At 43.5% G+C, this 21,606-nt stretch carries 25 protein-coding genes; 14 read left to right on the top strand and 11 right to left on the bottom strand.

The window, feature by feature from the left end; translation table 11 throughout:
- Positions 1–83: 83 nt before the first annotated feature.
- From QQL66_RS11305 to QQL66_RS11285, 5 genes are all read left to right on the top strand, one after another.
- Positions 84–1,847: an alkaline phosphatase family protein gene (locus tag QQL66_RS11305; RefSeq protein ID WP_284381466.1), complete on the top strand. Its 1,764-nt coding sequence runs from the start codon at positions 84–86 to the stop codon at positions 1,845–1,847.
- Positions 1,848–1,990: 143 nt separating this feature from the next.
- Positions 1,991–2,716, top strand: a complete 726-nt coding sequence (locus tag QQL66_RS11300) for an SIR2 family NAD-dependent protein deacylase (RefSeq protein ID WP_284381465.1) — start codon at positions 1,991–1,993, stop codon at positions 2,714–2,716.
- Between the two features lie 140 nt (positions 2,717–2,856).
- Positions 2,857–3,516 carry a hypothetical protein gene (locus tag QQL66_RS11295; protein WP_284381463.1) on the top strand — a complete coding sequence of 220 codons (660 nt, stop codon included), beginning with the start codon at positions 2,857–2,859 and terminating at the stop codon, positions 3,514–3,516.
- 147 nt (positions 3,517–3,663) lie between these two features.
- Positions 3,664–4,905 (top strand): glycosyltransferase, encoded by a 1,242-nt coding sequence (locus tag QQL66_RS11290; RefSeq protein ID WP_284381462.1) that lies wholly within the window; start codon positions 3,664–3,666, stop codon positions 4,903–4,905.
- 30 nt (positions 4,906–4,935) lie between these two features.
- Positions 4,936–5,433 carry a hypothetical protein gene (locus QQL66_RS11285; RefSeq protein WP_284381461.1) on the top strand — a complete coding sequence of 166 codons (498 nt, stop codon included), beginning with the start codon at positions 4,936–4,938 and terminating at the stop codon, positions 5,431–5,433.
- Positions 5,434–5,505: 72 nt separating this feature from the next.
- Here the strand turns inward: QQL66_RS11285 and QQL66_RS11280 are convergent, their stop codons facing one another.
- Complete coding sequence (locus QQL66_RS11280; protein WP_284381459.1) at positions 5,506–6,576, bottom strand: PNPOx family protein; 1,071 nt, start codon at positions 6,574–6,576, stop codon at positions 5,506–5,508.
- Positions 6,577–6,672: 96 nt separating this feature from the next.
- On the opposite strand from QQL66_RS11280, the gene QQL66_RS11275 reads away from it, so the two are divergent.
- Positions 6,673–7,725 carry an AraC family transcriptional regulator gene (locus QQL66_RS11275; RefSeq protein ID WP_284381457.1) on the top strand — a complete coding sequence of 351 codons (1,053 nt, stop codon included), beginning with the start codon at positions 6,673–6,675 and terminating at the stop codon, positions 7,723–7,725.
- Between the two features lie 17 nt (positions 7,726–7,742).
- Here the strand turns inward: QQL66_RS11275 and mog are convergent, their stop codons facing one another.
- Positions 7,743–8,288: a molybdopterin adenylyltransferase gene (mog, locus tag QQL66_RS11270; RefSeq protein ID WP_284381456.1), complete on the bottom strand. Its 546-nt coding sequence runs from the start codon at positions 8,286–8,288 to the stop codon at positions 7,743–7,745.
- A 99-nt stretch (positions 8,289–8,387) separates the two neighbouring features.
- Positions 8,388–9,305 carry an Nmad3 family putative nucleotide modification protein gene (locus QQL66_RS11265; protein WP_284381455.1) on the bottom strand — a complete coding sequence of 306 codons (918 nt, stop codon included), beginning with the start codon at positions 9,303–9,305 and terminating at the stop codon, positions 8,388–8,390.
- A gap of 122 nt (positions 9,306–9,427) precedes the next feature.
- Between QQL66_RS11265 and QQL66_RS11260 the strand changes: the two genes are divergently transcribed.
- Positions 9,428–9,793, top strand: a complete 366-nt coding sequence (locus QQL66_RS11260) for a hypothetical protein (protein WP_284381454.1) — start codon at positions 9,428–9,430, stop codon at positions 9,791–9,793.
- 65 nt (positions 9,794–9,858) lie between these two features.
- Here QQL66_RS11260 and QQL66_RS11255 read toward each other — a convergent pair whose 3' ends face one another.
- The 3 genes from QQL66_RS11255 to rimK form a co-directional block, all read right to left on the bottom strand.
- Complete coding sequence (locus tag QQL66_RS11255) at positions 9,859–10,467, bottom strand: mechanosensitive ion channel family protein (protein ID WP_284381452.1); 609 nt, start codon at positions 10,465–10,467, stop codon at positions 9,859–9,861.
- A gap of 117 nt (positions 10,468–10,584) precedes the next feature.
- A complete protein-coding gene (locus QQL66_RS11250; protein WP_284381451.1) occupies positions 10,585–11,619 on the bottom strand; it encodes a succinylglutamate desuccinylase/aspartoacylase family protein in 1,035 nt (344 codons plus the stop codon).
- A 4-nt stretch (positions 11,620–11,623) separates the two neighbouring features.
- A complete protein-coding gene (rimK, locus tag QQL66_RS11245; RefSeq protein ID WP_284381450.1) occupies positions 11,624–12,529 on the bottom strand; it encodes a 30S ribosomal protein S6--L-glutamate ligase in 906 nt (301 codons plus the stop codon).
- Positions 12,530–12,816: 287 nt separating this feature from the next.
- On the opposite strand from rimK, the gene QQL66_RS11240 reads away from it, so the two are divergent.
- The 4 genes from QQL66_RS11240 (at position 12,817) to QQL66_RS11225 (ending at position 14,882) form a co-directional block, all read left to right on the top strand.
- Positions 12,817–13,260 (top strand): hypothetical protein, encoded by a 444-nt coding sequence (locus tag QQL66_RS11240; RefSeq protein WP_284381449.1) that lies wholly within the window; start codon positions 12,817–12,819, stop codon positions 13,258–13,260.
- Complete coding sequence (locus QQL66_RS11235; RefSeq protein ID WP_284381448.1) at positions 13,229–14,107, top strand: LysR family transcriptional regulator; 879 nt, start codon at positions 13,229–13,231, stop codon at positions 14,105–14,107. Before QQL66_RS11240 ends, QQL66_RS11235 begins: the two co-directional genes overlap by 32 nt.
- Positions 14,108–14,198: 91 nt before the next feature.
- Positions 14,199–14,528 carry a hypothetical protein gene (locus tag QQL66_RS11230; protein WP_284381447.1) on the top strand — a complete coding sequence of 110 codons (330 nt, stop codon included), beginning with the start codon at positions 14,199–14,201 and terminating at the stop codon, positions 14,526–14,528.
- Between the two features lie 15 nt (positions 14,529–14,543).
- The gene (locus tag QQL66_RS11225) at positions 14,544–14,882 is read left to right on the top strand and encodes a MaoP family protein (RefSeq protein ID WP_284381445.1); all 339 of its coding nucleotides are present in this window, start codon (positions 14,544–14,546) and stop codon (positions 14,880–14,882) included.
- A 103-nt stretch (positions 14,883–14,985) separates the two neighbouring features.
- On the opposite strand, the gene bfr (QQL66_RS11220) is transcribed toward QQL66_RS11225, so the two are convergent.
- The 4 genes from bfr (QQL66_RS11220) to QQL66_RS11205 all read right to left on the bottom strand — a co-directional run bounded on the left by bfr (QQL66_RS11220) (position 14,986) and on the right by QQL66_RS11205 (position 18,730).
- The gene (bfr, locus tag QQL66_RS11220; protein WP_284381444.1) at positions 14,986–15,471 is read right to left on the bottom strand and encodes a bacterioferritin; all 486 of its coding nucleotides are present in this window, start codon (positions 15,469–15,471) and stop codon (positions 14,986–14,988) included.
- Between the two features lies 1 nt (position 15,472).
- Positions 15,473–15,943: a bacterioferritin gene (gene bfr / locus QQL66_RS11215; RefSeq protein WP_284381443.1), complete on the bottom strand. Its 471-nt coding sequence runs from the start codon at positions 15,941–15,943 to the stop codon at positions 15,473–15,475.
- 247 nt (positions 15,944–16,190) lie between these two features.
- Positions 16,191–18,014 (bottom strand): DEAD/DEAH box helicase, encoded by a 1,824-nt coding sequence (locus QQL66_RS11210; protein WP_284381441.1) that lies wholly within the window; start codon positions 18,012–18,014, stop codon positions 16,191–16,193.
- Positions 18,014–18,730, bottom strand: coding sequence for a glutathione S-transferase (locus QQL66_RS11205; protein ID WP_284381440.1), 717 nt, complete (start codon positions 18,728–18,730; stop codon positions 18,014–18,016). Before QQL66_RS11205 ends, QQL66_RS11210 begins: the two co-directional genes overlap by 1 nt.
- Positions 18,731–18,934: 204 nt before the next feature.
- On the opposite strand from QQL66_RS11205, the gene QQL66_RS11200 reads away from it, so the two are divergent.
- From QQL66_RS11200 to QQL66_RS11190, 3 genes are read left to right on the top strand one after another with little or no spacing between them, the layout of a single operon-like run.
- Entirely contained in the window at positions 18,935–19,768 is an 834-nt protein-coding gene (locus tag QQL66_RS11200; protein WP_284381439.1) for a substrate-binding periplasmic protein, read from the top strand.
- Between the two features lie 52 nt (positions 19,769–19,820).
- Positions 19,821–20,171: a DUF3147 family protein gene (locus tag QQL66_RS11195; protein WP_284381438.1), complete on the top strand. Its 351-nt coding sequence runs from the start codon at positions 19,821–19,823 to the stop codon at positions 20,169–20,171.
- A 19-nt stretch (positions 20,172–20,190) separates the two neighbouring features.
- On the top strand, positions 20,191–20,958 hold the full coding sequence (locus QQL66_RS11190; RefSeq protein ID WP_284381436.1) for a substrate-binding periplasmic protein: 768 nt from the start codon (positions 20,191–20,193) through the stop codon (positions 20,956–20,958).
- Positions 20,959–21,039: 81 nt separating this feature from the next.
- Here the strand turns inward: QQL66_RS11190 and QQL66_RS11185 are convergent, their stop codons facing one another.
- Positions 21,040–21,597: a CBS domain-containing protein gene (locus QQL66_RS11185; RefSeq protein WP_284381434.1), complete on the bottom strand. Its 558-nt coding sequence runs from the start codon at positions 21,595–21,597 to the stop codon at positions 21,040–21,042.
- Between the last annotated feature and the right edge of the window lie 9 nt (positions 21,598–21,606).

Here is a 21,606-nt window from a genome sequence, read left to right as displayed (position 1 = left end):
CTGATGCGAAAAATTGGTATGTACCAGTTAATGTATTTAAATATTGGTATAAACCTATAAAAATTCGATAAGGATAAGAAGGAATGAAACACACGCACTTAGCTAAAATACTTCTCCCCTTTCTGGTGGGGTCTTATGCAGGAATTGCACAGGCAGAACAGAAGGCACTGTTAGTCGGGATTGACGGAACCCAGTTCGAACGCGTTCAAGCACTCAATACCCCGAACTTCGATCGTCTAACCATTACTCAAGCCTATACAGGTGGCGTTGCAGGTGACAGTAACGAACAGGCAACCTACAGTGGCCCTGGCTGGGCAACAATTCTTACTGGCGTTTGGGTAAACAAACACGGAGTAACATCCAATGATTCAGGTTTGGCAAACCCTGAATTTCCAAGCATCTTTAAACGTTTGGAAGCTCACGATTCGACCCTGAAAGTAGCCAGTATTGCCCATTGGTCTCCAATTAATACCCAGTTCTTTACCAACGACGTCGCGCAGATTGATGTGGTCAAGAGCGGTCAGGACGACCCAACCGTTGTATCAGAAGCCATTCAGTTCATGCAGTCGGGAGGTGATTTCACCTTTGTACACCTTGATGATCCAGACCATTATGGCCATTCTTCGGGTTTCGGAAGCCAATACGACAACAGCATCATCACCGTAGACCAACAGCTTGGTCAATTATTAGATGCAGTTGAAGCATTGGAAGAATCGACTGGTGACGATTGGTTGGTGATGGTTACAACCGATCATGGCCGCGATTTATTAGGTTATGGTCACGGGGATCAAACTACTCAAGAAAAAACCATTTTTATCGCAAGTAATAAACTCATGAATAAAGAATTCACCCAACCAGTCGGTAACGTTGCGAATTCTGACTTTGGCGGGCTTTATGGTTATGCGGCTCAAACCTCCATCACTCCAACCTTATTGCGTCACATGGGTGTACCACTAGAAACCCACTGGAAGCTGGATGGTATTCCGCTGATCGATGAACTGGGTGTGAGAAAGCTAGCCAATGGCATCAATGGCAACGACCTAAGCTGGTACAGTGAAGAAGCAGGCACCATTAATATTTATCGTAACGAGAGTCTTGTAGACTCAGTACCGGCTGCAATTCAAGGTTGGGATGACGCAACAAACAATACAGGCGTTTTAGACTACACCTTAGTACTAAACAACACCCCTGTGAGCTACCGTAAAGTAGCGTTAGACATTACAGCAGGATTAGATTGGAGTGATTTCCGAGCCTACTTCTTCCGTAACGATGAGAAATACGTGCGTTATGCAAAAGTCCTCGACAAGGCTGACAGTGGCTACCCGAAAGTAACAAACAACGATACCTGGCCGGGTCTAGGCGACCATGCCGATAAAGTGGTTGCCAGTTTCAAGTCATCCAGCAGCACCAGCTACTTCTTTCTTAAAGACGGAACCTATATTCGCTACAACAATACGCTCGACAAAGCGGATAGCGGCTATCCGAAGCCAATCAACGATAACACCTGGCCAGGACTGGGCAACTACGCTACGGACATTGCAGCCACACTTCGATGGACAGGAGATAAGGTCTACTTCTTCCTGAAAAATGGCGACTACATCCGCTATGACTTAGGCGACGATAAAGCGGACAGCGGTTACCCGAAAGCGGTTAATGACAATACATGGCCTGGATTGGGCGCTTATGCAACCGACATCACAGCAGCTGTTCAATGGAACTCAAACCGTGCCTATATCTTCCTCACGGGTCAGCGGTATATTCGGTATAGCATCAGTGATGATCACGCCGATGCTGGTTATCCAAAAACCACCAGCAATGGTACTTGGCCTGGGTTAATGACCCCATAAGACTTCTATGTTTGTTTCGGCGACAGAAAAGTCTGTCGCCGATTGACCACATACCACCGCCCTTCTCTTTCTATTCCCCCGTGATTACCACTACACTTAACACCACAAGCACTAGAAATCATGAAGCAAGGTTTTATAGATCAATGAACACCCTCTACATCACAGGCGCAGGTGTCAGCGCAGAAAGTGGCATTCCAACTTTTCGCGGAGAAGACGGATTCTGGACCATAGGAAGCCGCAACTACACGCCTATGGAAATGGCAACCCGCCAGATGTATACCCATAACCCGGTGGAGTTTCTTTCCTGGTATTACCACCGTTTTGCAACCTATCGGCATCACGACCCGAATGACGTTCATTATTGGTTAGCGGACAAAAACCTGATCACCCAGAACATTGACGGGCTGGATGGCAAAGCAGGTAACCAGGACTACATCGCCATTCATGGTCGTTTAGATCAAATGACCTTGTTCCACCAACAAGGTGATGATGTAGATACTCATACCACCCCTTGGGATAACGTTGATGAAAGCGACTTAGAACACTCTTTGTTAGAGTTGTTTAACATTGATAAAGGCCATCAACAGCCGGAAATCAATAAATCCCTTAAGCCTTACGTACTGTTATTCGATGAGTATTACACGGAGCTGTATCGTATTTCTGAAGCACAACAGCGAATGCTCGAAGCAGATCGAATGGTTTTTATGGGCACCTCATTCAGCGTCAACATCACACAAATGGCTTTGGAAATTGCCATTACCCAAGGTATTCCTATTGAGATTGTTGATCCAAACCCGGTGGAGATTCCCTATCAAAAGACCAGCTATCATCGGATGAAGGCGTCGGACTTTATTAAAACTGAAGACTAAAAAGTCCATGTTAAACAGATATCAATTGATACCTTACGGTTGTTAATGATTGTAAAAGATACTATTAGCAATTTTCTTAGGCTAGATCTTCAATTCCTGATAATATTTGGCCTCCTGAACAAAACAACCTCATAGAATCAATGAAACTATTTCAATTACTGTTAACACTTTTAATTCTATTTCTTTATGGCTGTACAACCATTTCAAAGGAGTCAATCAATATAGGCTCTATTGTTAACAAGAACACAGGCAATATACTTTATCCAAAACATGTAAATGCAAACCAATGGAAACCTATACCTGTAGGTTACAAAGTAAAGTATCTTAACACAGACTTTTCAGGTGAAACTTACACTACAGAGTATGTGTTCACCTCCACTCAAAATGATGAATATCACTTCCTCAAATATCATGATGGAAAACTTGATTCCAATACCAAATACATGATTAAAGAAGGTCGAGAATACTACAGCTATAAAAATGAGGCTTATAAGCTAAATGCGAGAGATCCAGATTGCGACATTTATTTCATAGGACGCTGTAAAACTGGTAGAAGGATTGGTAAATACAGCAACACATCATTTTCAGAAGGAACATGGACAAAACAGCACAGAGGCTTAGGACTGACCCAAATCACACATAAAACTGTATACGATAGGCATGGACTTATACTCTTTTACTCAAAAACAGATTCCAATATTGCCCAAGGAACCAGTTTTACTCAAACTAAGGTTAGAGTCGATAAAGAAATCAATAAGCCTACTGATTGCAGAACAGCAATAGAAGCCTGTGTAAGATAACAACCAAATAGGTTTACAATATGGTCTTTGAGCTATTCAAATTTTGTGAGCACCCTTATTAGCCAACCGCACTTACTAAGAACAATCTGAAAGTTCATTAAGTACTCCATTACCTATAACCCGACTAACAACCCTATAATCGCCGCCATGAAAACACTACTCGTCATAGGCTATGTTTGGCCGGAACCCAAATCCTCTGCGGCTGGCAGTCGTATGATGCAATTGTTGAATGGCTTTCAGCAGGCTGGATACCAGATTCACTACGCCTCCCCTGCGGAGCTTAGTCCTCATGCGGAAGATCTATCCAGCTATGGCATCACCAGTTCGAGCATCGAGCTAAACAGTTCAACCTTCGATGAGTTTTTGTTGGAGTTGAAGCCTGCTGCCGTGATGTTTGACCGTTTTATGATGGAAGAACAGTTTGGCTGGCGAGTAGAAAAGCATTGCCCGGATGCCCTACGAATTCTTGATACCGAAGACCTGCATTGCCTTCGTCATGCTCGACATCAAGCTTACAAAGACGGCGCTTCGATTCAAGAAACGCTGAATATTAGCAATGAGTTGCTGTATTCGGATTTGGCCAAGCGCGAAATTGCCTCGATTCTTCGTTGCGATCTGAGCTTGATGATTTCAGAAGCCGAAATGACATTACTGGTTGAGCGGTTTAATGTTCCATCAGAAATCCTTCATTACATTCCGTTCTTCCGCCCGTCACCTGAGCAAACTCAATGGCTGAGTTTTGAAGCACGCCAGCACTTTATATCTATCGGTAATTTTCGCCACGAGCCCAATTGGGATGCTGTCCGTTATCTAAAAGAAAGCATTTGGCCTAACATTCGTAAAAAACTCCCCGAGGCAGAGCTTCATGTGTACGGTGCTTATCCTCCCAAGAAAGCCACGCAGTTACATAACGAGAAACAAGGCTTTCTAGTGAAAGGTTGGGCGGAAGATGCTATTGAAGTGGTATCCAAGGCCAAAGTTTTATTAGCACCGTTACGATTTGGTGCTGGACTAAAAGGCAAATTAGTCGATGCTGCGGAATGTGGCACGCCCGCTGTAACCACCTCTATCGGTGCTGAAGGCATGTATCAGAATCATGTTCCTGTATTAGTACAAGACATAGCGGATACCTTTACTGAAAGCGCGATATCCCTTTATCAGGATCAAGGGCAATGGGTGACACTTCAAAACCAGTGTGCACCTATGATCAAGGAACGATTTGATGAGAACTGCCATATTCATGCATTTCTACATCGCTTAGCCGATGTGGAACAAAACCTAAATCACTACCGTCTAAGTAACTTTACTGGCGCTATGATGAGACATCACTCAATGAAGAGTACTCAATACATGGCCCAGTGGATTGAAGCCAAGAACAAGCGTTCATAGCTCAAAAACATAAAATTTCAGGATCAATCAATGTCAAAACGTGCTTTTAAAATGCCACTATTCATTACGCTTATTGTTGCGTTTTTCCTTCAGTTAACGGCATGCGACCAGCACAAGAATAATGGTAGTCACAAGAATAACAGTAATCACACCACTTCTGAGCAAACCCCACAGAATCATTCACAAGCGTCAAAAAGTCAGTCAAATGTAGGCTCCCCAGTTTCTGAAAGTGATGTACAAGTAATTGAGAAGGAAGCGCTGCTACAACCACCTGAAGACAATACATCAGCGTCGCCTAAAACAGTTGCCCCAAAACGAACCATCGACCTGACTCTTCCTGAGGACTGGGATGCAGGTAACGAGACGTTAATTGATGTACCAGAGAATAAAGTGTTGCCTGATCTATTCACTGAAAAAGAGAAAACTAAAAGAGTGAGCCTGGACGGCAAAGTGTTAAAAGATGAGAAAAACGAAGACTACATTGACTCCATCGAAGGGGCCGAAGTCTCTGTTGAGGTCAAACTTTAAAAGCTTGACCTCATATTTCGCCGTTTATACCTCATCTCATTGACTTCAACCTTGTAAGTGTTAGCTGAAATATCAATACAAGTGTTTCATGTCGTGGTTCACTACGGCTTTAACTACCTGATTGGTTGCTTTACCCAATAAGCCGGTTCCATTCATGTGTTCTGATAACACCTTCGGAAACGGCGTTAATTGAGTTTTCAACACATACTCTGATTCATTCCACAGATTACTTTCACTCAGCGCATGTTCCTGAACGACTTTGTATGAACTGACCCGAATGAGTATTCCTAACTTAGGCTGTTTACCGTCCACGGCGGCCATTGAGCAAAGCCTTGGATCATCCGTAACGTCAGCTTGACCAGCCAGGTGAAGTACCACTTCACGTCCAGGAATCATACATAAGAGTTCGACATACGGATTCTGTAGAATATTTCTGAGACTGACCGCGACTTTATTTCCAGGGCGTTCCGGAAGGAACAACAGGTCATCTTCAATCAAGCTTAGAAAGCCTGTTTGATCACCTCTGGGCGAAATTTCAGTTTGCCAATCTGAGCTATGAGTTTTCAGTAATGAATAAGACGTCAATGACAGGAAATCATGCAATGAATACTCTTTTCGAATACCCTGCGACTCAAATTGCTTGATTAATTCAACAGGTGACCACAATTGAGACCGAGCTGCCGCTCGTGCGCAATGGACATAAGCCTGTTCCACCATAAACACAAAAGTGACCTTAGCATTACCCTCTTCTGATAATAAACTCACCATGCCATTCACTCGCAATGCGTGACCAACACCAGGTGCAAGAAAATACAGACTGGCAAAGCATGGCGTTTCAGCCGAAACATTAAGAGATACGGCATCTGAACCCGATTTCAATTCGAGCCGTTTATTAGAATAAATATCCAAAGACGTTCGGACATTAAACACGCCAAAGCCCTTGTCTTTACCTGAAACAGCCAACACACAAAGCTTTGAACATTCAATAAATTCCAGGCAATGAGTGTCCAATTCAGTAAGAATGCGTTTATCCAGCATCTTGGGGTAAGTTTTTATAATGCCCCTCAATTTCGCTTCTGAGCTGATCAAAGATTTTGCATTGAATGAAACAGTTGTATTGAAAGGATTTTCATTCTTAGACATTTTCATCTCCAGACATGACTTGTATCTAAAGCGTATCCCCTGCACTATGGATTGCAGAGTCCTCCTGTTTCATAGATCTGGAAAATGGTTTCAACCGTGCAGTCTCAACCTCAAAAACCCACTCACGTACAGACACTTTCAACGTCGACTGTCTCTGCCATTGCTGTGATGGATTTAGCCGATGCGTTAGTCCAACGCGAAATAATCCAGAAAGAAGAACTGGCGCTGATATCCCTGGAGCTCCTGACACGCTATCAAGCATTCGTTTCTCAAACACTCACTTATCAAACAAGCACAGATCAAGGGCCAATTCAGGAACAGCATTTACCTGAAAAGTATTTCATCGGGTTATGGCAACAACTGGACAAGCAAGACCAAGCAACCAAAGTCACGATGGCATTGAGGCTTGGTGAACACACAGAAACCGGTCGATTAGGCATCTTGGCGAATTGGCTTCGTCATTGCTCAACACTGGAAGAAGCGCTTGCTACCTTTATTGAGCACAAAGCGCTACTGAACCAATCTGAACATTGGCAGATAGTTCAACATGGGGATGAGAAACAAATATCCATCGGCTTTGATACAAGCAAAGCTTACCCGTACATTGCTGTACTTAGAAGTTTCAGTTCCCTTGTCACTTGGGCAAAGTTTCTTACTGGCCAAGAAATTGCCCCAAAGAAAATGACACTGCACACAAATGATGAAACCACTCTGAAAGTGCTTTCACACTATTTTGATTGTCCGGTACAGGGAAGCAATGACCACGATACCATGGTCTTTAACGCGGATATTTTCCAAGCAAAAATCATCACAGCCAACAGTTACCTGAATGAACTGCTAGGACAGCAAGCTAAATTCCTCAAACAAACACTTACACCCGTGTTGCTCTCCGAAAAGCTTGTTGCGTTACTTCAATCAGACTTAGCAAGGTATTCTAAATTAAGTGAATGCTTAGCGGAGTTAAACATGAGCCGTTCCACCCTGTTTCGAAAGCTCAAATCCGAAGACACACAATTCTCGGAACTGCTAGATCAAGCACGAAAAGAGATGCATCAAAAACTGGCAAGCAAAGGCACGCCCAACGCAGAGATTTCAGATGCGTTGGGCTTTTCAGAAATCAGCGCATTCTATAAATTTCTAAAGCGCTGATTCTGATAATAGAGCGGCTATTTCTTGGGGCGGAATGGTTTTATAACAGCTTCATCACACTCCATATACGGCCCTTCCATTAAATCAATGCAGTATGGAATGGCCGGAAACACCGCATCCAAGCATTCGCGTATCGACTTAGGTTTTCCCGGCAAATTCACGATCAACGTATCTTTTCTTAAACCTGCGGTTTGACGGGATAAGATAGCGGTGGGGACAAACTTCAATGACTCTGCACGCATCAGTTCACCAAACCCAGGCATCATGCGATCACACACCGCTTCGGTGGCCTCTGGCGTGACATCGCGTTTGGCAGGGCCAGTACCGCCAGTAGTAACGATCAGACAGCAATTTTGATCATCTGCCATAGAAATCAACATTTGCTCAATTTCGTCCTGTTCATCAGGAATCACCTGATACACCGCTTGCCAGTCGGACGTAAGATAGTCATTCATCGTATCTATGATGGCCTGACCTGAGATGTCTTCATAAACGCCTGCACTGGCGCGATCACTGACGGTTACTATGCCTATTTTGATATCGGCTTCTGAGACTTGTGGCATCTATTTGATCCTTACAATTTCAACTCATGCCACCATATCAAGTATTGAGAATCAGACATTGATTCAGATTAAGCCAACAGTGCTTTGTGTTGAAGACACTTAGCTATTCAGCTGAATTAACTCGACCAACCAAGGTTTCGCTTCCGGGTATTGATCCAGATCGAGAACAAACTCCTGACCTCTCGCTGCAGATTGTAATTGGCAATAACCATTGGAAGGAGCAAACCAACGATCAAGCTTATGATGATAAGAAAGAGGTTCACGTTGATCGTATTTATGTGACGGATGAGCCTGATGAGGATAAAACCACTCTGGCAACTGCCAGAAACTGGGTTTGAGAGATTGAGGATGCGTTAACACCAGTGCTTCCGATACTCCTCGAAACACGCCAGCACCGTTAAGCGCTGGAGCAAAACTTAGATTTTCCGAAGACACATACAGTGTATTGTTGGGGTCAGGTTGTCCGTGCATATGGAGGTGATACTTGAGCCAGTGACGATCACTAAAACAAGAGTCAGAAAAATCCTCTTCATCAATAGTCAGTCGCTCACCAACCTCCATCCAGCCCCAGAGCAGATGTTTCGGTTTGGAACCTGGAACAAATCGCCAGATCGGTTTTTTACGCCCTGCTTTGTACAACTCAACATCACGAAACAATCCAAAATAGAGAAACAGATCACCGGCACCCACCGATTGCTTTGCTAAATGCCCTTGTGCTGCGCCCGTCTGACCTAGCACGGGGCGCCACTGAGGATCTCTGACATACGCAGAAGTCAGCATATCTGGGTCAAGGTGAGCACCCGAAGAGGGTTTGATCTTGCCTTTCGTTAACTGGCCGACCAAATCAGCGTAAGACACAGAACTGCCATCGTTAAATTGATGAGTTAAATCCCGATATGCAATCCTGGATTTCGAATCCGGAATGGGTAACGCCAGCATGGAACCATCAGGAAAGATCGGATTTGGGCACCCACCTGCTGAGCTATCAAATCCTTTCCTACTTAAAATCAGTTTCATGATGACCTTCCAACCAGTAAACAATTGCAAAGCATTCTACTGCTAATCAAAGCAGTGACTCAAAATTTCTATTACAATTGCTATAGCTCATCGAGCATCAATTAATTTGATAAGGATATGAAATGATTACCTATTTTTACTGGGGTGTAGTTATTGTTCTGGCAATACTTCCACTGTTTGTACTGGGCGTAAAATTAAAGCAATGGAAAATCGCTCTTGCATCCGGCGCCTTAATTTTCTTGATTGGCTGGGCGGCCTACTTTTTCCATTTCCAACAAGTATTTGTGAAACGCTGGGGTGGCGTTATGACGATTAGCGTACCGCAGGGGCAATACCACATGGGGGCAACGTGGAAAGACGAAAATCTATGGATTGAAAACTACGAGCCGGCAACCAACACCTGCCATTTCAACGAGTATTCAAAAGGTAATTTACTTCAAGGCAAAGTGACGATTAAGAACTGTAACCCGTTAATGCCAAACAAATAACGTCGTAAATAAGATCGAGACTCCAAGACATCTTATAAAATAATGGACTCTCGATCTTACTGAGCTCAGGCTGTCGCCTTTTCTTCTACCTTCGATTCCTCATTAGGTTTCTCAGGTCTTGGTGTCGGTAATAGTTTACCCACCGGCATCCATCGGTCACGAGGGTTTACGACCGTAGGACGAGCCAATAACAAGTTATTCGGGTAAATCATAACTTCTCTCGACTCACTGATTAGCTTGGTGTTAAACAAGTTAATCTCTGAGATATAGCCTTCAATGTAGTTATCACCGTCCATGATTCGAATGAAGTTACCTCGCTTGTAAGAGGTATGCGCCAACAACAAGAAAAATGCAGTGACATTACTCAGTACCGACCAGCCCGCAAACAAGGCCACGCCAGTTACAGCAAGAATACTCGCAGAAAGCGTCAGCAACCCTTTAAAATCAAATCCCCACACCACCAGTGCACTGGCAATGGCTCCGATCATTAAAATGATATTCAGCGCCGATAACGCCTTTGATACCGAGTGGGTCTTTAAACGTCCTTGCTCAGCTTGCTCTCTGATCTTAGGCCCTGCAAAAAAGCGAAAAGTGCCATAGATAGTAAAAATAACCAGTGTCAGTGAGATATTCAGTTTATAGGTCTGATACCAGTCAGATAAAAATGTTTCCATTACTGCGTGTTCCAATGTTCTCTACTAATTCCCGTATTTAAAATTTAAATCTATGCCTGCCAAAGCAGGCGTTTTTCCGTACCAGCGCTCAACTCGAAGCTCAATCTAACTTTAATATCAGTCCACAATGTGGTCGATCGATGAATCCGGTATCAACGCGCCTTGCATAATTTCAATGTTTTCAACGACATCATCTGGCTTTCTAAAGTAAGCAATGTGGTACATGGCATCCCCCTCCTGAGCCAGAGGAATGTTTTGCTTTCCGATCACAATGCCTTTGGCGTTGGCTTTGACGTAGTCCAACACGCTGCCAAACGGGTCTTTAATGGTCGCCAGAGTATCGCCCTTCTCCACATAATCGCCCAGACTCTTCAGATGGTGGACGAAACCACTGTCGGTCGCCCTCACCCAACCGGTTTGTCGGGCCACAAAGGGCTCAACAGAGGCCGATTTTTTTCGGGATTTTGCCACCATGCCCAAATGGCGCATCACATTTAAGATGCCCTTCAAGCCTGCTCGAATGGAAAGTTCATCGAATCGCAAGGCTTCCCCGGCTTCGTACAGCAGAACCTTAACACCAAACTCTTCAGCCGCCTGACGAAGTGAACCATCCCGGTTATTTGCATTAACCAAGACGGGTACGCCGAAAGCGCGGGCCATTTCAAGGGTCACGTCATCATCCAGATTCGCTCGGATTTGAGGTAAGTTCGTCCGATGAATCGCCCCTGTATGCAAATCAATGCCGTAATCACATTTAGCCACCACTTCATTGAGAAACAAGTAGCTGATCCGTGAAGCCAAAGACCCTTTCTTCGACCCCGGAAACGAACGATTGAGGTCTCGGCGATCCGGTAAATAGCGGCTCTGGTTCAAGACGCCATATCCATTCACAAACGGCACAGCGACCAAGGTGCCCTTCATCGTTTTTATCGATGGACTGTTGATCAAACGACTGATAATCTCAATACCATTCAACTCATCGCCGTGCACAGCCGCACTGACGAATAAGGTTGGGCCGTCACGTTTCCCGCGTTTAACAAACACCGGAATCGACATACTGGTGTCGGTATACAGAGACACAGTAGGCAACTCGATTTTCTTGGTTTGTCCCCGCAGAACCTCTACATCACCAATCGCGAAACTCGATCTCATACGCTTATCCTTTACCTTTGGTTCGGGTCTTATTTGGCTTAGCGTTCTTCTCTATGTACTCAAAAATCATTCCGGCGACATTTTTACTGGTCGCCTTCTCAATGCCTTCCAGCCCTGGAGATGAGTTTACTTCCATCACCACAGGCCCATTATTGGATCTCAGGATATCTACACCACACAATGAGAGTCCCATTGTCTTGGCGGCATCCACGGCGGTTTTACGTTCCGCTGGTGAAAGACGAACCAACTCGGCAGAACCACCACGATGAAGATTTGATCTAAACTCACCCGGCGCCGCTTGACGTTTCATGGCAGCCACAACTTTGTCACCCACTACAAAGCAACGAATATCAGCACCGCCTGCTTCTTTGATGTATTCCTGTACCAAAATGTTAGCCTTTAGTCCCATGAATGCTTCAATGATGCTTTCAGCGGCTTTCTGTGTATCAGCCAATACCACGCCGATACCTTGCGTGCCTTCCAATAACTTGATCACAACAGGGGCACCCCCAACATTTTTTAACAAGTCATCTACTTTGTCAGGATAGTTAGCAAATCCGGTTCGTGGTAAGCCAATCCCTTTGCGAGATAGCAACTGCAAAGAACGCAACTTATCTCTGGATCGACTGATTGCCACCGATTCATTGACACAGTAAGTTCCCATCATCTCAAACTGTCGCACAACCGCTGTACCGTAAAAGGTCACAGACGCGCCAATACGTGGAATAACAGCATCGTAGCCTGGTAACGGTTTACCCATGTATCTGACTGTGGGTTTACTGCTGGTAATGTCCATATAACAGTGGGTTGTATCAATGATATCGACCGTGTGACCACGTTCTTCGCCAGCCTCTTTTAAGCGACGAGTTGAGTAAAGATTTGGTTCACGAGATAGAATTGCTACACGCATTTAAGTCACCACTGATAAATGAATTACGGTTTTTGGTTGGATATGAATACCTCTAAGAGTCTGGGAACCTCTTAATAAGTCTCCTTTAAGGAGCCGCAATTCTGTGACTAAAGCAGAAACCCGTAAAACGAATATTTTTTGTGGTCACCATAAAAAAGATAGATCTTTACTCAGCCACTCGCGTAATGATCGACAAAATTTCTTTATTGAAACCACAAACAGAATTGGCTAGGGAAAAGATTCAAAAGCGAGGAAAATGAGCAGAAATTTTATGACGGTCTGATCAAATGGACACAAGTGAAAGTTCGTATACAACACCAATCCATCACAGCTTTGCCGACGTTGATCGCCGACACGTTATTAATGCACTTAACTGCATGAAGGCGACATCACATCCTCAATCTGATCTTTTAGCTGCACTGTCGGAATCGCCCTGCCCGAATATATTGGCCGAAGAGCTATGCGTATTAGCACAAACTCCGAGCATCACGGATCTTACTGTCAGTCTTGCCTTGTTGTCCGAATCCTTATGCAAATTGCTATCGATTTCACCGCTCCCGATTGAATCGAACAGAGACATCTATTTAGATCTGATTTTGACCTCAGGTCCGGACTATGACTTTGAAAGAAAAGGAATTACACTGACCTTAAATCCTTTTCTTTTTGATGCAATTAAGCAGTTACGGACTCAAACATCAGATGGACATCGAACTCTTACGGACCTTCCTTGAAGTAAAAAACACCCGCCATTTTGGTAAAGCTGCAGAAAACCTGTATCTAACCCAAGCTGCCGTAAGCGCACGAGTGAAACAGCTCGAAACCATCATCGGTGCCCCGTTATTCACCCGCTTCCGTAATAACCTGCAACTGACGACTACAGGCGAGCGTTTAGTAAATCATGCCGAAACAATCCTGATTGCCTGGGAACGCGCCAAGCAAGATGTCTCCCTCAAGAAAAAACAACAACAGGTGATCGCCATTGGGGGCAGCAGTGGTCTTTGGGATCTTGTCCTGCAGGACACCTTACATGCGATCCATAGTAATTACCCAGAACTGGCTGTACGAGCCGAAGCACATGGGTCTGAGACACTCATCAGAAACCTGATGGAGCGCACGTTAGATCTTGCCTTGGTCTACGAGCCAGCGAAGATCAGTGACCTCACTTCAATACAAATTTCGGCGGCTGAGTTAATTCTGGTTTCAGACAAACCAACGCAAACACCGGAACAAGCCATGTCTAAAAACTATGTATCGGTGGATTGGGGGTTAAACTTCCAAATGAGCATTGCTCAATTGTTCCCGGATGCAGCGTTACCTGTACTACATACGACACTGTCCAGAATTGCTCTCGATTTTATCCTTAAGTTTGGCGGAAGTGCCTACCTTCCCTATCGGCTTGTAGAACCTCATATCGAGAAAGAATTGTTTCAGGTAGAAGAAGCCCCTGTCATTACTCGACAGATTTACGCCTGTTACCATAAAGACAACATACGATACAAAGAAATTGATTCCATTCTTGAATTAGTTCGCTCTTTGGAAGTACCCGTCGAAGAAATCCCAGAAGAAATAAAGATTTAAAAAAATTTTTTATAGAAAGGACAAATAAATTTAGTTTTTCTAACGACTGAAGCCTCCCCATAATTTAGTCACTCTCATAAGGTGACTAACAATGAAAATCCGAAATCTTTTATTACTTCTTCCTGCGTTCACATTAGCTGCCTACTCAGGTCAGTCTTTGGCGACACCTAATTCTGCTATGGAGTCGATCCAGTCATACTGCAATCAGATGGCTCAAAGCGGCTTACCTGAAGAAGAAACCAAAATGATGATTGAAGAATGCATCAATGAGCAAAGCCTCTACCTAAGTGAAGCTCCAGCTGAACAAGAAACGGACTGCTATCAGGAAGTCGATGAGCGCGTTGCCGAGTTAACAGAGCAAGGCTCTGAAGAAGTAGACTACGATGCATTGTACGAACAATGCATGGAAAGACGTAAATAACTTGAGGTATAAGTTATGGACAAGAACAGCTTTCTTTCTGGAAGAACCTTTTACGACGTGCAACATTTTCCGAATGGTTTCTCTCGTGAGGGAGTTTTCAGTATCAGGGAATCTGAATTACTTAGCGACTGTGGACACACCATCAGCCAGCTAAATTCAGGTTCAGTCGAACCACAAAACCCTGATCAGGAAAAAATGCTTGAGTTTCTGCAAGGCAAACGCGACCCGGAAACAGATCTGGAACGAATCTGGAGTAAGTACCAGACCCACCTTAACAAGCAATATATTGCGATGCGTACCATGTATACGGAAACAGGCAGTAGTCATCAGGAATCCGACTCTTCAGATTTCTAATACCGATTTATACGCACAAAAAAAGGAATGCATCTCCACTATGGCACCAAGTGGAGCTGCATTCCCTCTTCTACAATCAATCTAAATAAAGAGTTAGCCTGTCTTAGGACCCCGAGCCACCCTTCATTTGAGATTGAATGTAATTCTGGATTCCAATCTTATCGATTAAACCTAGATGCTGTTCTAGCCAGTAGATATGATCCATTTCGGTATCATCCAACAGACCTTCTAAAATTTCACGAGAGACGTAATCACGCTCCTCTTCGCACACTGCAATGATTTGTCTTAAGCTGGTCATCACTGTCATTTCAGCTTCTAAATCATTTTCCAACATCTCTTTCACGTTAGAACCCACTTTGATTGGTTCACGAGATGCTGTGTCTGGCGTACCTTCAAGGAACAAAATACGTTCAATCAACTTTTGAGCATGCTCTAATTCTTCTTCATACTCATGAGCCAATTTCTCATGCAACTTGTGCAAGCCCCAGTCTTCATACATTTTCGAATGAGCCAGGTATTGATCCATTGACGTCAGTTCAAGCGTCAGTTGCTTGTTCAGTAGATCGATGACTTTTTGACTACCTTTCATGTTATCCCTCCATCATCGCTTCTAGGTAATTCTGAACACCAGCATTACTGATCAAGAATTGTTGCGTTTCAATCCAATCGACGTGATCTTCTTCATAAGCAAGAATCTCTTCCAGCAGTTCACGGCTCACGTAGTCACCTTCTTTTTCACATAGCTCAATGGCATCACGTAAAGCATCAAGTTGAGCCATCTGTAGATCAAGATCACACTGCAACATTTCTTGCGTGTTTTCACCGATACGGAGTTTGTCTAGTTTCTGAAGATTCGGTAGGCCTTCAAGGAATAGGATACGTTCGATAAGATCGTCCGCCTGCTTCATGTCCTTAATGGATTTTTTGTATTCTTTCTCGTTGAGTTCTTCCAAGCCCCAATTTTTAAACATTCTTGCGTGTAGAAAGTATTGGTTAATAGAAGTCAGCTCGTAAGTTAAAATTCCATTTAACGTACTGAGGATATTAGCCTTAGTTTTCATCAGATCAGTCCTATGACAGAAATTTTGTCTATTATTGGGTGTTAGCCTAGATGATCTAAAATAAATCGCAAGACCTTTTTAACATATCAGGGGTTTTAATATATCCCTTTAAAATAAAGGACTTAGAATAGAAAGTTAACGTATTCAGATTCGCAAACAGGAAGGATAATGATATGCAATTGCTTGTCATTCACTGCAAAAAACAGGGTTATTATTGCCTAATTTAACCCAGTTAAATTATTGATAATCACATTTGATTAGCTTTTCTATACGCACCTTGATAATCAAACAAACGCTCTCTCACTCGCCAGAACTTACCCTGCTTTTTCGCTACCACAAAATCGGGTGAAGTGAACAAACGTGCCTCTTTTAAAACAGATTCAACACTAGAAAAAGCTCTGGGTTCAGCCCCCTGCTTAAAACGTTTTCCAAATAAACGGTTAAATACCTGACGTTGAGATGTATTGGCAAAATTGAATGATTCTTTTAACTCGACACCTTGTTCATCATGATAAGTAATGGTCAAACGATCACCCTCACCTGTCATCGAAATGCCTGCACAACGAATAACCTTGGCATCTTTTAGTCGCAACGCATTCTTTAACTGCTCGTCAGGATCAACAATCGGTTCATGACACTGGTGGCAGACTCTTGCAGCTATGTCATTCTCAGCACCACAATGACCGCACTCTTTAAACTTGAAGCGATAATCGCACTGAATGACACTTCCATCGTCCTGTGTTTTAGTTCCCCAGCAGCGACGCCCAAAATGTTCAAGCAATTGCCCATCCTCATCCACTTTCCCCCAAAAGGTATTAGCAAAGTCACATTTCGGGCAGTGCACCATTACAGGTGCGGACTCAGAGTCTGGTTTGGGTTTTCCTACTTCCGGGTGAAATAAATCCACGCTGTTGCCGGCATAATCAATGACCAAACAATGTTCTTTTCCTTCGGATAACCGCAAACCCCGACCTACAATTTGCTGATACAAGCTCACAGACTGGGTGGGCCTTAAAATGGCAATAACGTCCACATGCGGTGCATCAAACCCTGTTGTCAGAACCGATACATTGACCAAATACTTAATGTCTTTGGTTTTGAAACGTTGGATTAATTCAGCGCGTTCCTGGTGAAGTGTATCCCCGATTACTAAGCCGGTTTCATCGGCAGGGAGATAACCCAGAATCTCTTTTGCGTGCTCTACGGTGGCCGCAAAAATCATTACACCCTGATAATTTTGAGATTCACAGATCTCTTGAAGCTGTTCACAGATGCCCTGAGTAACACGCGGGTAGCGTTGCAACAACTCATTAACTTCTCTTTGAACGTACTCTCCAGACGCATTGGGCATCAGCGTAGAAAAGTCATAATGCTCAATAGTGGCATCAACAACCTTCGGAGGCGTTAGATACTTACGACGTATCATGTACGAGAGTGGTAACTCGTAAATACACTTAACGAACGGTCTGGATTCTTCAGAACGGGCAAAGCCATAGTGATGATATTGATAGATCCAACCTGTTCCCAAGCGGTAAGGAGTCGCTGTTAAGCCAAGGACTTTCAGTTTTGGGTTGTACTCTTTGAGCTGTCGAATTAGCTGAAGATATTGGGTTTCATTGTTAGAACCAGTTTCACTTTGTTCTTCTTCACTGGGTACTTTTTCACTGGGTACTTTTTCACTGGGTACGGCATCAATATCACCAGAGACTCGATGACATTCATCAATAATCACCAGTGAATAATGTTCTGAAAAATCGTCCAAATTCCTTGCGACGGATTGAATGCTGGCGAAAGTAACCTGATGATCGGTATTTTTTTGCTTGAGTCCCGCAGAATAAATACCTGCGTTCACTCCATAACTTTGGTATTTCGCGTGGTTCTGTTCCACCAACTCCTTAACGTGAGCCAGGACCAAAATTTTGTGTCGGGCAAGACGAGCCAACTCGGCAATGACCAGACTTTTCCCGGCACCAGTCGGCAAGACAATCACAGCAGAATCGTCGGTTTTACGAAAGTGCTTGAGTGTCGCATCCACCGCTTCCTGCTGATAATCCCTTAACTGAAAACTCATTAAGACCCCGTCTGAGACACGACTTCGCCTGTTTGAATCAGAACAGCACCATCGTCTTCTTTCCAAACAGGAAACTTCTTCATAATGCGCTGAAACAACTCCGACGACTTAAACTCATTCAACCATTGAATGAGTTTCGGATAAGGAGAGTGTTCGAACCACTCTAGATCCACATGCGCGAACTGACGAATAAACGGCGCAATGGCCGCATCCAGAAAACCAAAGTGATTACAGGATAAAAAGTGACTACCAGATAGACATGAGGATTGATTCAAACGCTGTTCAAGTTCTGATAGAAACACTTCAAACTCTTGACGATACTCAATTTGGGAACGCTCAGGATATCGATCAAAATACTTATAACGATCTAACCAGGACTTAAATTCTGTATCCATTCGTTCGATCAAAGCTAGTGCATCCTCCAGATCGCTTGATCTGGGTAACCAGCCTTTTGGATCTTGTTGGGTCAATGCCCAAAGCATGATGTCGAGACTTTCATCGACAATCATGCGTGGATGGTCACTTCCAAACTTAGACTCAGTGTTCACGATTAAAACTGGAACGGTACCTTTCGGTGAAGCGTCCAACATAGATTGCGGTTTATCTTTGAGCAGGATTTCTCGTAACTGAAAACCTATGCCGCTTTGCCAAAGCGCAAGCCTTGCACGCATAGCAAAGGGACATCGGCGAAAGGAATATAGAACCGGGTAATTCATTTAGAGTACATATTGTGATTAGTAAGAATGGGTTAATGTGCTGAATTATACCTGATAAACATTTCATCGACATGGAAGGAAAAACTCCACGCTAGGCCTTGGCAGACTTTATATTTTGACTATGTTTAAAAAGTGATCTCTTGTTCCCCAGGAACTCAATACACGCGTTTGTTCCCTGATTAAACCGCAACAGGAGATAATATTTTGAAAGAGTCGAAGGACAGATTCCTATTGAACTACAAGCGCCTGAAATCATTCTCCCAGCAGATCGCTTTAATTCTCTGGGCATTATCAGTGAGTTGTTTTGGCCATGAGCCGTCTGAACAGTATGAACCTGAACAGCACGAAGCCCCGATTATTATCTTAAGAGGCGAAGGAAACTACCCTCCTCATGAATATTATGAGAAGGAGAAACTCAAGGGCTATCACATTGAACTGATTCAGCACGCGGCGAAAAAACTCAACCTTCCCATTGAGTTTAAAAGCCTTCCCTGGAAACGGGCAGTTGCGATGATAGAACTCGGCCAAGCTGACGCAATTACCTTCATGACTAAAACTAAAGATCGGGAAGAGTTCGCTATCTTTCAAGACGATAACATTCTTTCAACCTCAATCAGTGGCCTGATTGGAGCTGAGAATTCCTCTTCAATAACCGCTTACGATGGTACGTTAAACAGCATTAAGCATTTGACCATAGGTGTTCAACTGGGATTCAACTACGGCAGTAAGTTTGATAAGGCCGAATATATCAACAAAGTTGAATTTCTAGATATCGACATGCTTACATCCACCCTTAGAGCCGGCAGAATTGATCTCGCGCTATTAACCCTTCAGGAATACAATCTGTTCAAAACTCGCGGCAAAATGGACGGGATTATGTTCCTATCTCCTGCGATCAATCAGTTTGGGAATTATCTGGCATTTTCGAGAGCCCGCAATAATGCCCACCTTAGCCTTCGTTTTGCCCAAGCATTAAAAGCCATCAAAGATAGCCCAATCAACCAACAACTCTTAACAAATTATCCATTAATGAACTAAGTTACCGAATCTTGACTATGGTTATCCATAGAAGGAAAAGAATGAGGTTTCCATGAGTGTTTATATTTCAAAAATCATTATTACGACGCTTATGGTGATACTTATTTCGGAAGTTGCAAGACGCTCAAGCTTTGTTGGGGCCCTCATTGCATCACTGCCTGTAGTATCGATTCTCTCGCTGGTTTGGCTATACAAGGAAACACAAGATATCCATCAAGTTGCAACCTTATCAGTCAACATCTTTTGGCTGGTTATTCCTTCACTGGCCTTTTTCCTGGTACTCCCCTTACTTATCCACCTTAACTGGGGTTTTTATCCCTCACTATTTTGCGCAAGTTTAGTCACCATCACCTGCTATTTTCTGACTATTCTTATACTTGATAACCTTGCTATCACTCGCTGAAAACGATGGTCAATCTACTATGTTTCTCCGTAACATCGTGATTTCTCTAAGCTTACTATCTGCAGTATCTGGCCACGCATCTGCGCCCGATCAAGAGCTCATTATTGTCCGTGGAGATGAAAACTACCCGCCTTATGAATACACAGAAAACAACCAGCTCACAGGGTTTCATATTGAGTTAGTGAAACAAGCTGCTAAAGAGATCCAGATTACACCTGTGTTTAAGAGTGTTCCGTGGAAGCGAGCATTAAGCATGATTGAAGATGGGACGGCAGATGCCATTACCTTCATAACCAAAACCACAGTGCGGGAACGATTTAGCCTGTTTCTTGAGGAGAATAGATTATCCAAGTCTTACAGTGGCTTTATCGCATTAACAGGTCATCACTTATCGAAACGATATGACGGTACACTGGCAAGTATTGAAGATCTGAATATAGGCGTTCAATTAGGCTTTAAATATGGTAATGCATTTGATAATGCATCCAATATCAGAAAGATTGAATTATCCAGTGCAGACAAGTTGTATTCCACGCTCTATGCCAAACGTATAGATCTGGCAATCGTCTCGCAAAACGAATTTTTAGAGCATCAAAGCTTAGGAAAAGCACAAGGCATTGAATTTTTAAAACCCGCTTTCAGTGAGTTCACAAATTACCTTGCATTTACAAAAGCCAAAGACATGTCTGGTTTGGCACTTCGATTTGCCAATGCATTCAAACGCTTCAGACAAACCAAAGCGTATAGAGCATTAGTGAAGAAATACCACATTCCAGAAAACCAATAACCCGCAAATAGTCAAGCAAATCAAGTAGCGGGGGGAGCCTACTACTTGATTTGAACTAATTAAATTAAGAGGGGTTAGTTGTTAGTTAATTGCAGAAAAGACACGATAGAAGTCAGACTGGTCTTGGATGTTAATTGGTAATTTCAATTTGCGAGAGATATCACTAGAAGAGAAAATTCCGCGAATTTTATGTGTACTCGGATCTACAACCAGGCAATGTTGCTGGTGGTAATCTTTAAGCACATTAACCACATCCTCAATAGTAGCCTTCTCCACATCCTCAATGCTTAGCGCCATCAAATCTCTTTTCGGTGTCATCAACTCACTGACTGGAATATCATCCCTGCCATAGCCTTCTGCAACTTTCTGCACAATTTTACGTTCAATCAAATCGTCAGAACTGATCACACCGACAAAATGATCATCCGTATCAATGACAAACTTCAATCGAACGTGAGATCGAACCATCGTTTCTCTCGCTTGAACAGCAGTCATAGACTCAGAAAGAACCAAAGGCTGAACCAAATAGAAATCGGTAAAGAATTCAATTGCAGGCGTGTCCATCGTAGTAATGTCTGCACTATCAGGCCATGCCAACTCGTCTACTGTACTAACTGGGTGTAATTTGAACTTTTTCATGATAAATCA

The sequence above is a fragment of the Litoribrevibacter albus genome (genome assembly GCF_030159995.1).
Taxonomy (GTDB): Bacteria; Pseudomonadota; Gammaproteobacteria; order Pseudomonadales; family Litoribrevibacteraceae; genus Litoribrevibacter; species Litoribrevibacter albus.
The sequence above is the reverse complement of the archived record's forward strand: the minus strand, read 5'-3'. Positions and strand labels throughout refer to the sequence as shown.

Excerpts from the sequence above, each read along its gene's own strand:
- QQL66_RS11250 (WP_284381451.1), bottom strand. The coding sequence starts at position 11,619 with ATGAGATCGAGTTTCGCGATTGGTGATGTAGAGGTTCTGCGGGGACAA.
- QQL66_RS11190 (WP_284381436.1), top strand. The coding sequence starts at position 20,191 with ATGTTTCTCCGTAACATCGTGATTTCTCTAAGCTTACTATCTGCAGTA.
- QQL66_RS11205 (WP_284381440.1), bottom strand. The coding sequence starts at position 18,730 with ATGAATTACCCGGTTCTATATTCCTTTCGCCGATGTCCCTTTGCTATG.
- QQL66_RS11230 (WP_284381447.1), top strand. The coding sequence starts at position 14,199 with ATGAAAATCCGAAATCTTTTATTACTTCTTCCTGCGTTCACATTAGCT.
- mog (WP_284381456.1), bottom strand. The coding sequence starts at position 8,288 with ATGCCACAAGTCTCAGAAGCCGATATCAAAATAGGCATAGTAACCGTC.
- QQL66_RS11305 (WP_284381466.1), top strand. The coding sequence starts at position 84 with ATGAAACACACGCACTTAGCTAAAATACTTCTCCCCTTTCTGGTGGGG.
- QQL66_RS11260 (WP_284381454.1), top strand. The coding sequence starts at position 9,428 with ATGATTACCTATTTTTACTGGGGTGTAGTTATTGTTCTGGCAATACTT.
- QQL66_RS11280 (WP_284381459.1), bottom strand. The coding sequence starts at position 6,576 with ATGTCTAAGAATGAAAATCCTTTCAATACAACTGTTTCATTCAATGCA.
- QQL66_RS11195 (WP_284381438.1), top strand. The coding sequence starts at position 19,821 with ATGAGTGTTTATATTTCAAAAATCATTATTACGACGCTTATGGTGATA.
- QQL66_RS11300 (WP_284381465.1), top strand. The coding sequence starts at position 1,991 with ATGAACACCCTCTACATCACAGGCGCAGGTGTCAGCGCAGAAAGTGGC.
- QQL66_RS11185 (WP_284381434.1), bottom strand. The coding sequence starts at position 21,597 with ATGAAAAAGTTCAAATTACACCCAGTTAGTACAGTAGACGAGTTGGCA.
- QQL66_RS11235 (WP_284381448.1), top strand. The coding sequence starts at position 13,229 with ATGGACATCGAACTCTTACGGACCTTCCTTGAAGTAAAAAACACCCGC.
- QQL66_RS11295 (WP_284381463.1), top strand. The coding sequence starts at position 2,857 with ATGAAACTATTTCAATTACTGTTAACACTTTTAATTCTATTTCTTTAT.
- QQL66_RS11290 (WP_284381462.1), top strand. The coding sequence starts at position 3,664 with ATGAAAACACTACTCGTCATAGGCTATGTTTGGCCGGAACCCAAATCC.
- rimK (WP_284381450.1), bottom strand. The coding sequence starts at position 12,529 with ATGCGTGTAGCAATTCTATCTCGTGAACCAAATCTTTACTCAACTCGT.
- QQL66_RS11225 (WP_284381445.1), top strand. The coding sequence starts at position 14,544 with ATGGACAAGAACAGCTTTCTTTCTGGAAGAACCTTTTACGACGTGCAA.
- QQL66_RS11240 (WP_284381449.1), top strand. The coding sequence starts at position 12,817 with ATGGACACAAGTGAAAGTTCGTATACAACACCAATCCATCACAGCTTT.
- QQL66_RS11255 (WP_284381452.1), bottom strand. The coding sequence starts at position 10,467 with ATGGAAACATTTTTATCTGACTGGTATCAGACCTATAAACTGAATATC.
- QQL66_RS11265 (WP_284381455.1), bottom strand. The coding sequence starts at position 9,305 with ATGAAACTGATTTTAAGTAGGAAAGGATTTGATAGCTCAGCAGGTGGG.
- bfr (WP_284381444.1), bottom strand. The coding sequence starts at position 15,471 with ATGAAAGGTAGTCAAAAAGTCATCGATCTACTGAACAAGCAACTGACG.
- QQL66_RS11210 (WP_284381441.1), bottom strand. The coding sequence starts at position 18,014 with ATGAGTTTTCAGTTAAGGGATTATCAGCAGGAAGCGGTGGATGCGACA.
- QQL66_RS11285 (WP_284381461.1), top strand. The coding sequence starts at position 4,936 with ATGTCAAAACGTGCTTTTAAAATGCCACTATTCATTACGCTTATTGTT.
- bfr (WP_284381443.1), bottom strand. The coding sequence starts at position 15,943 with ATGAAAACTAAGGCTAATATCCTCAGTACGTTAAATGGAATTTTAACT.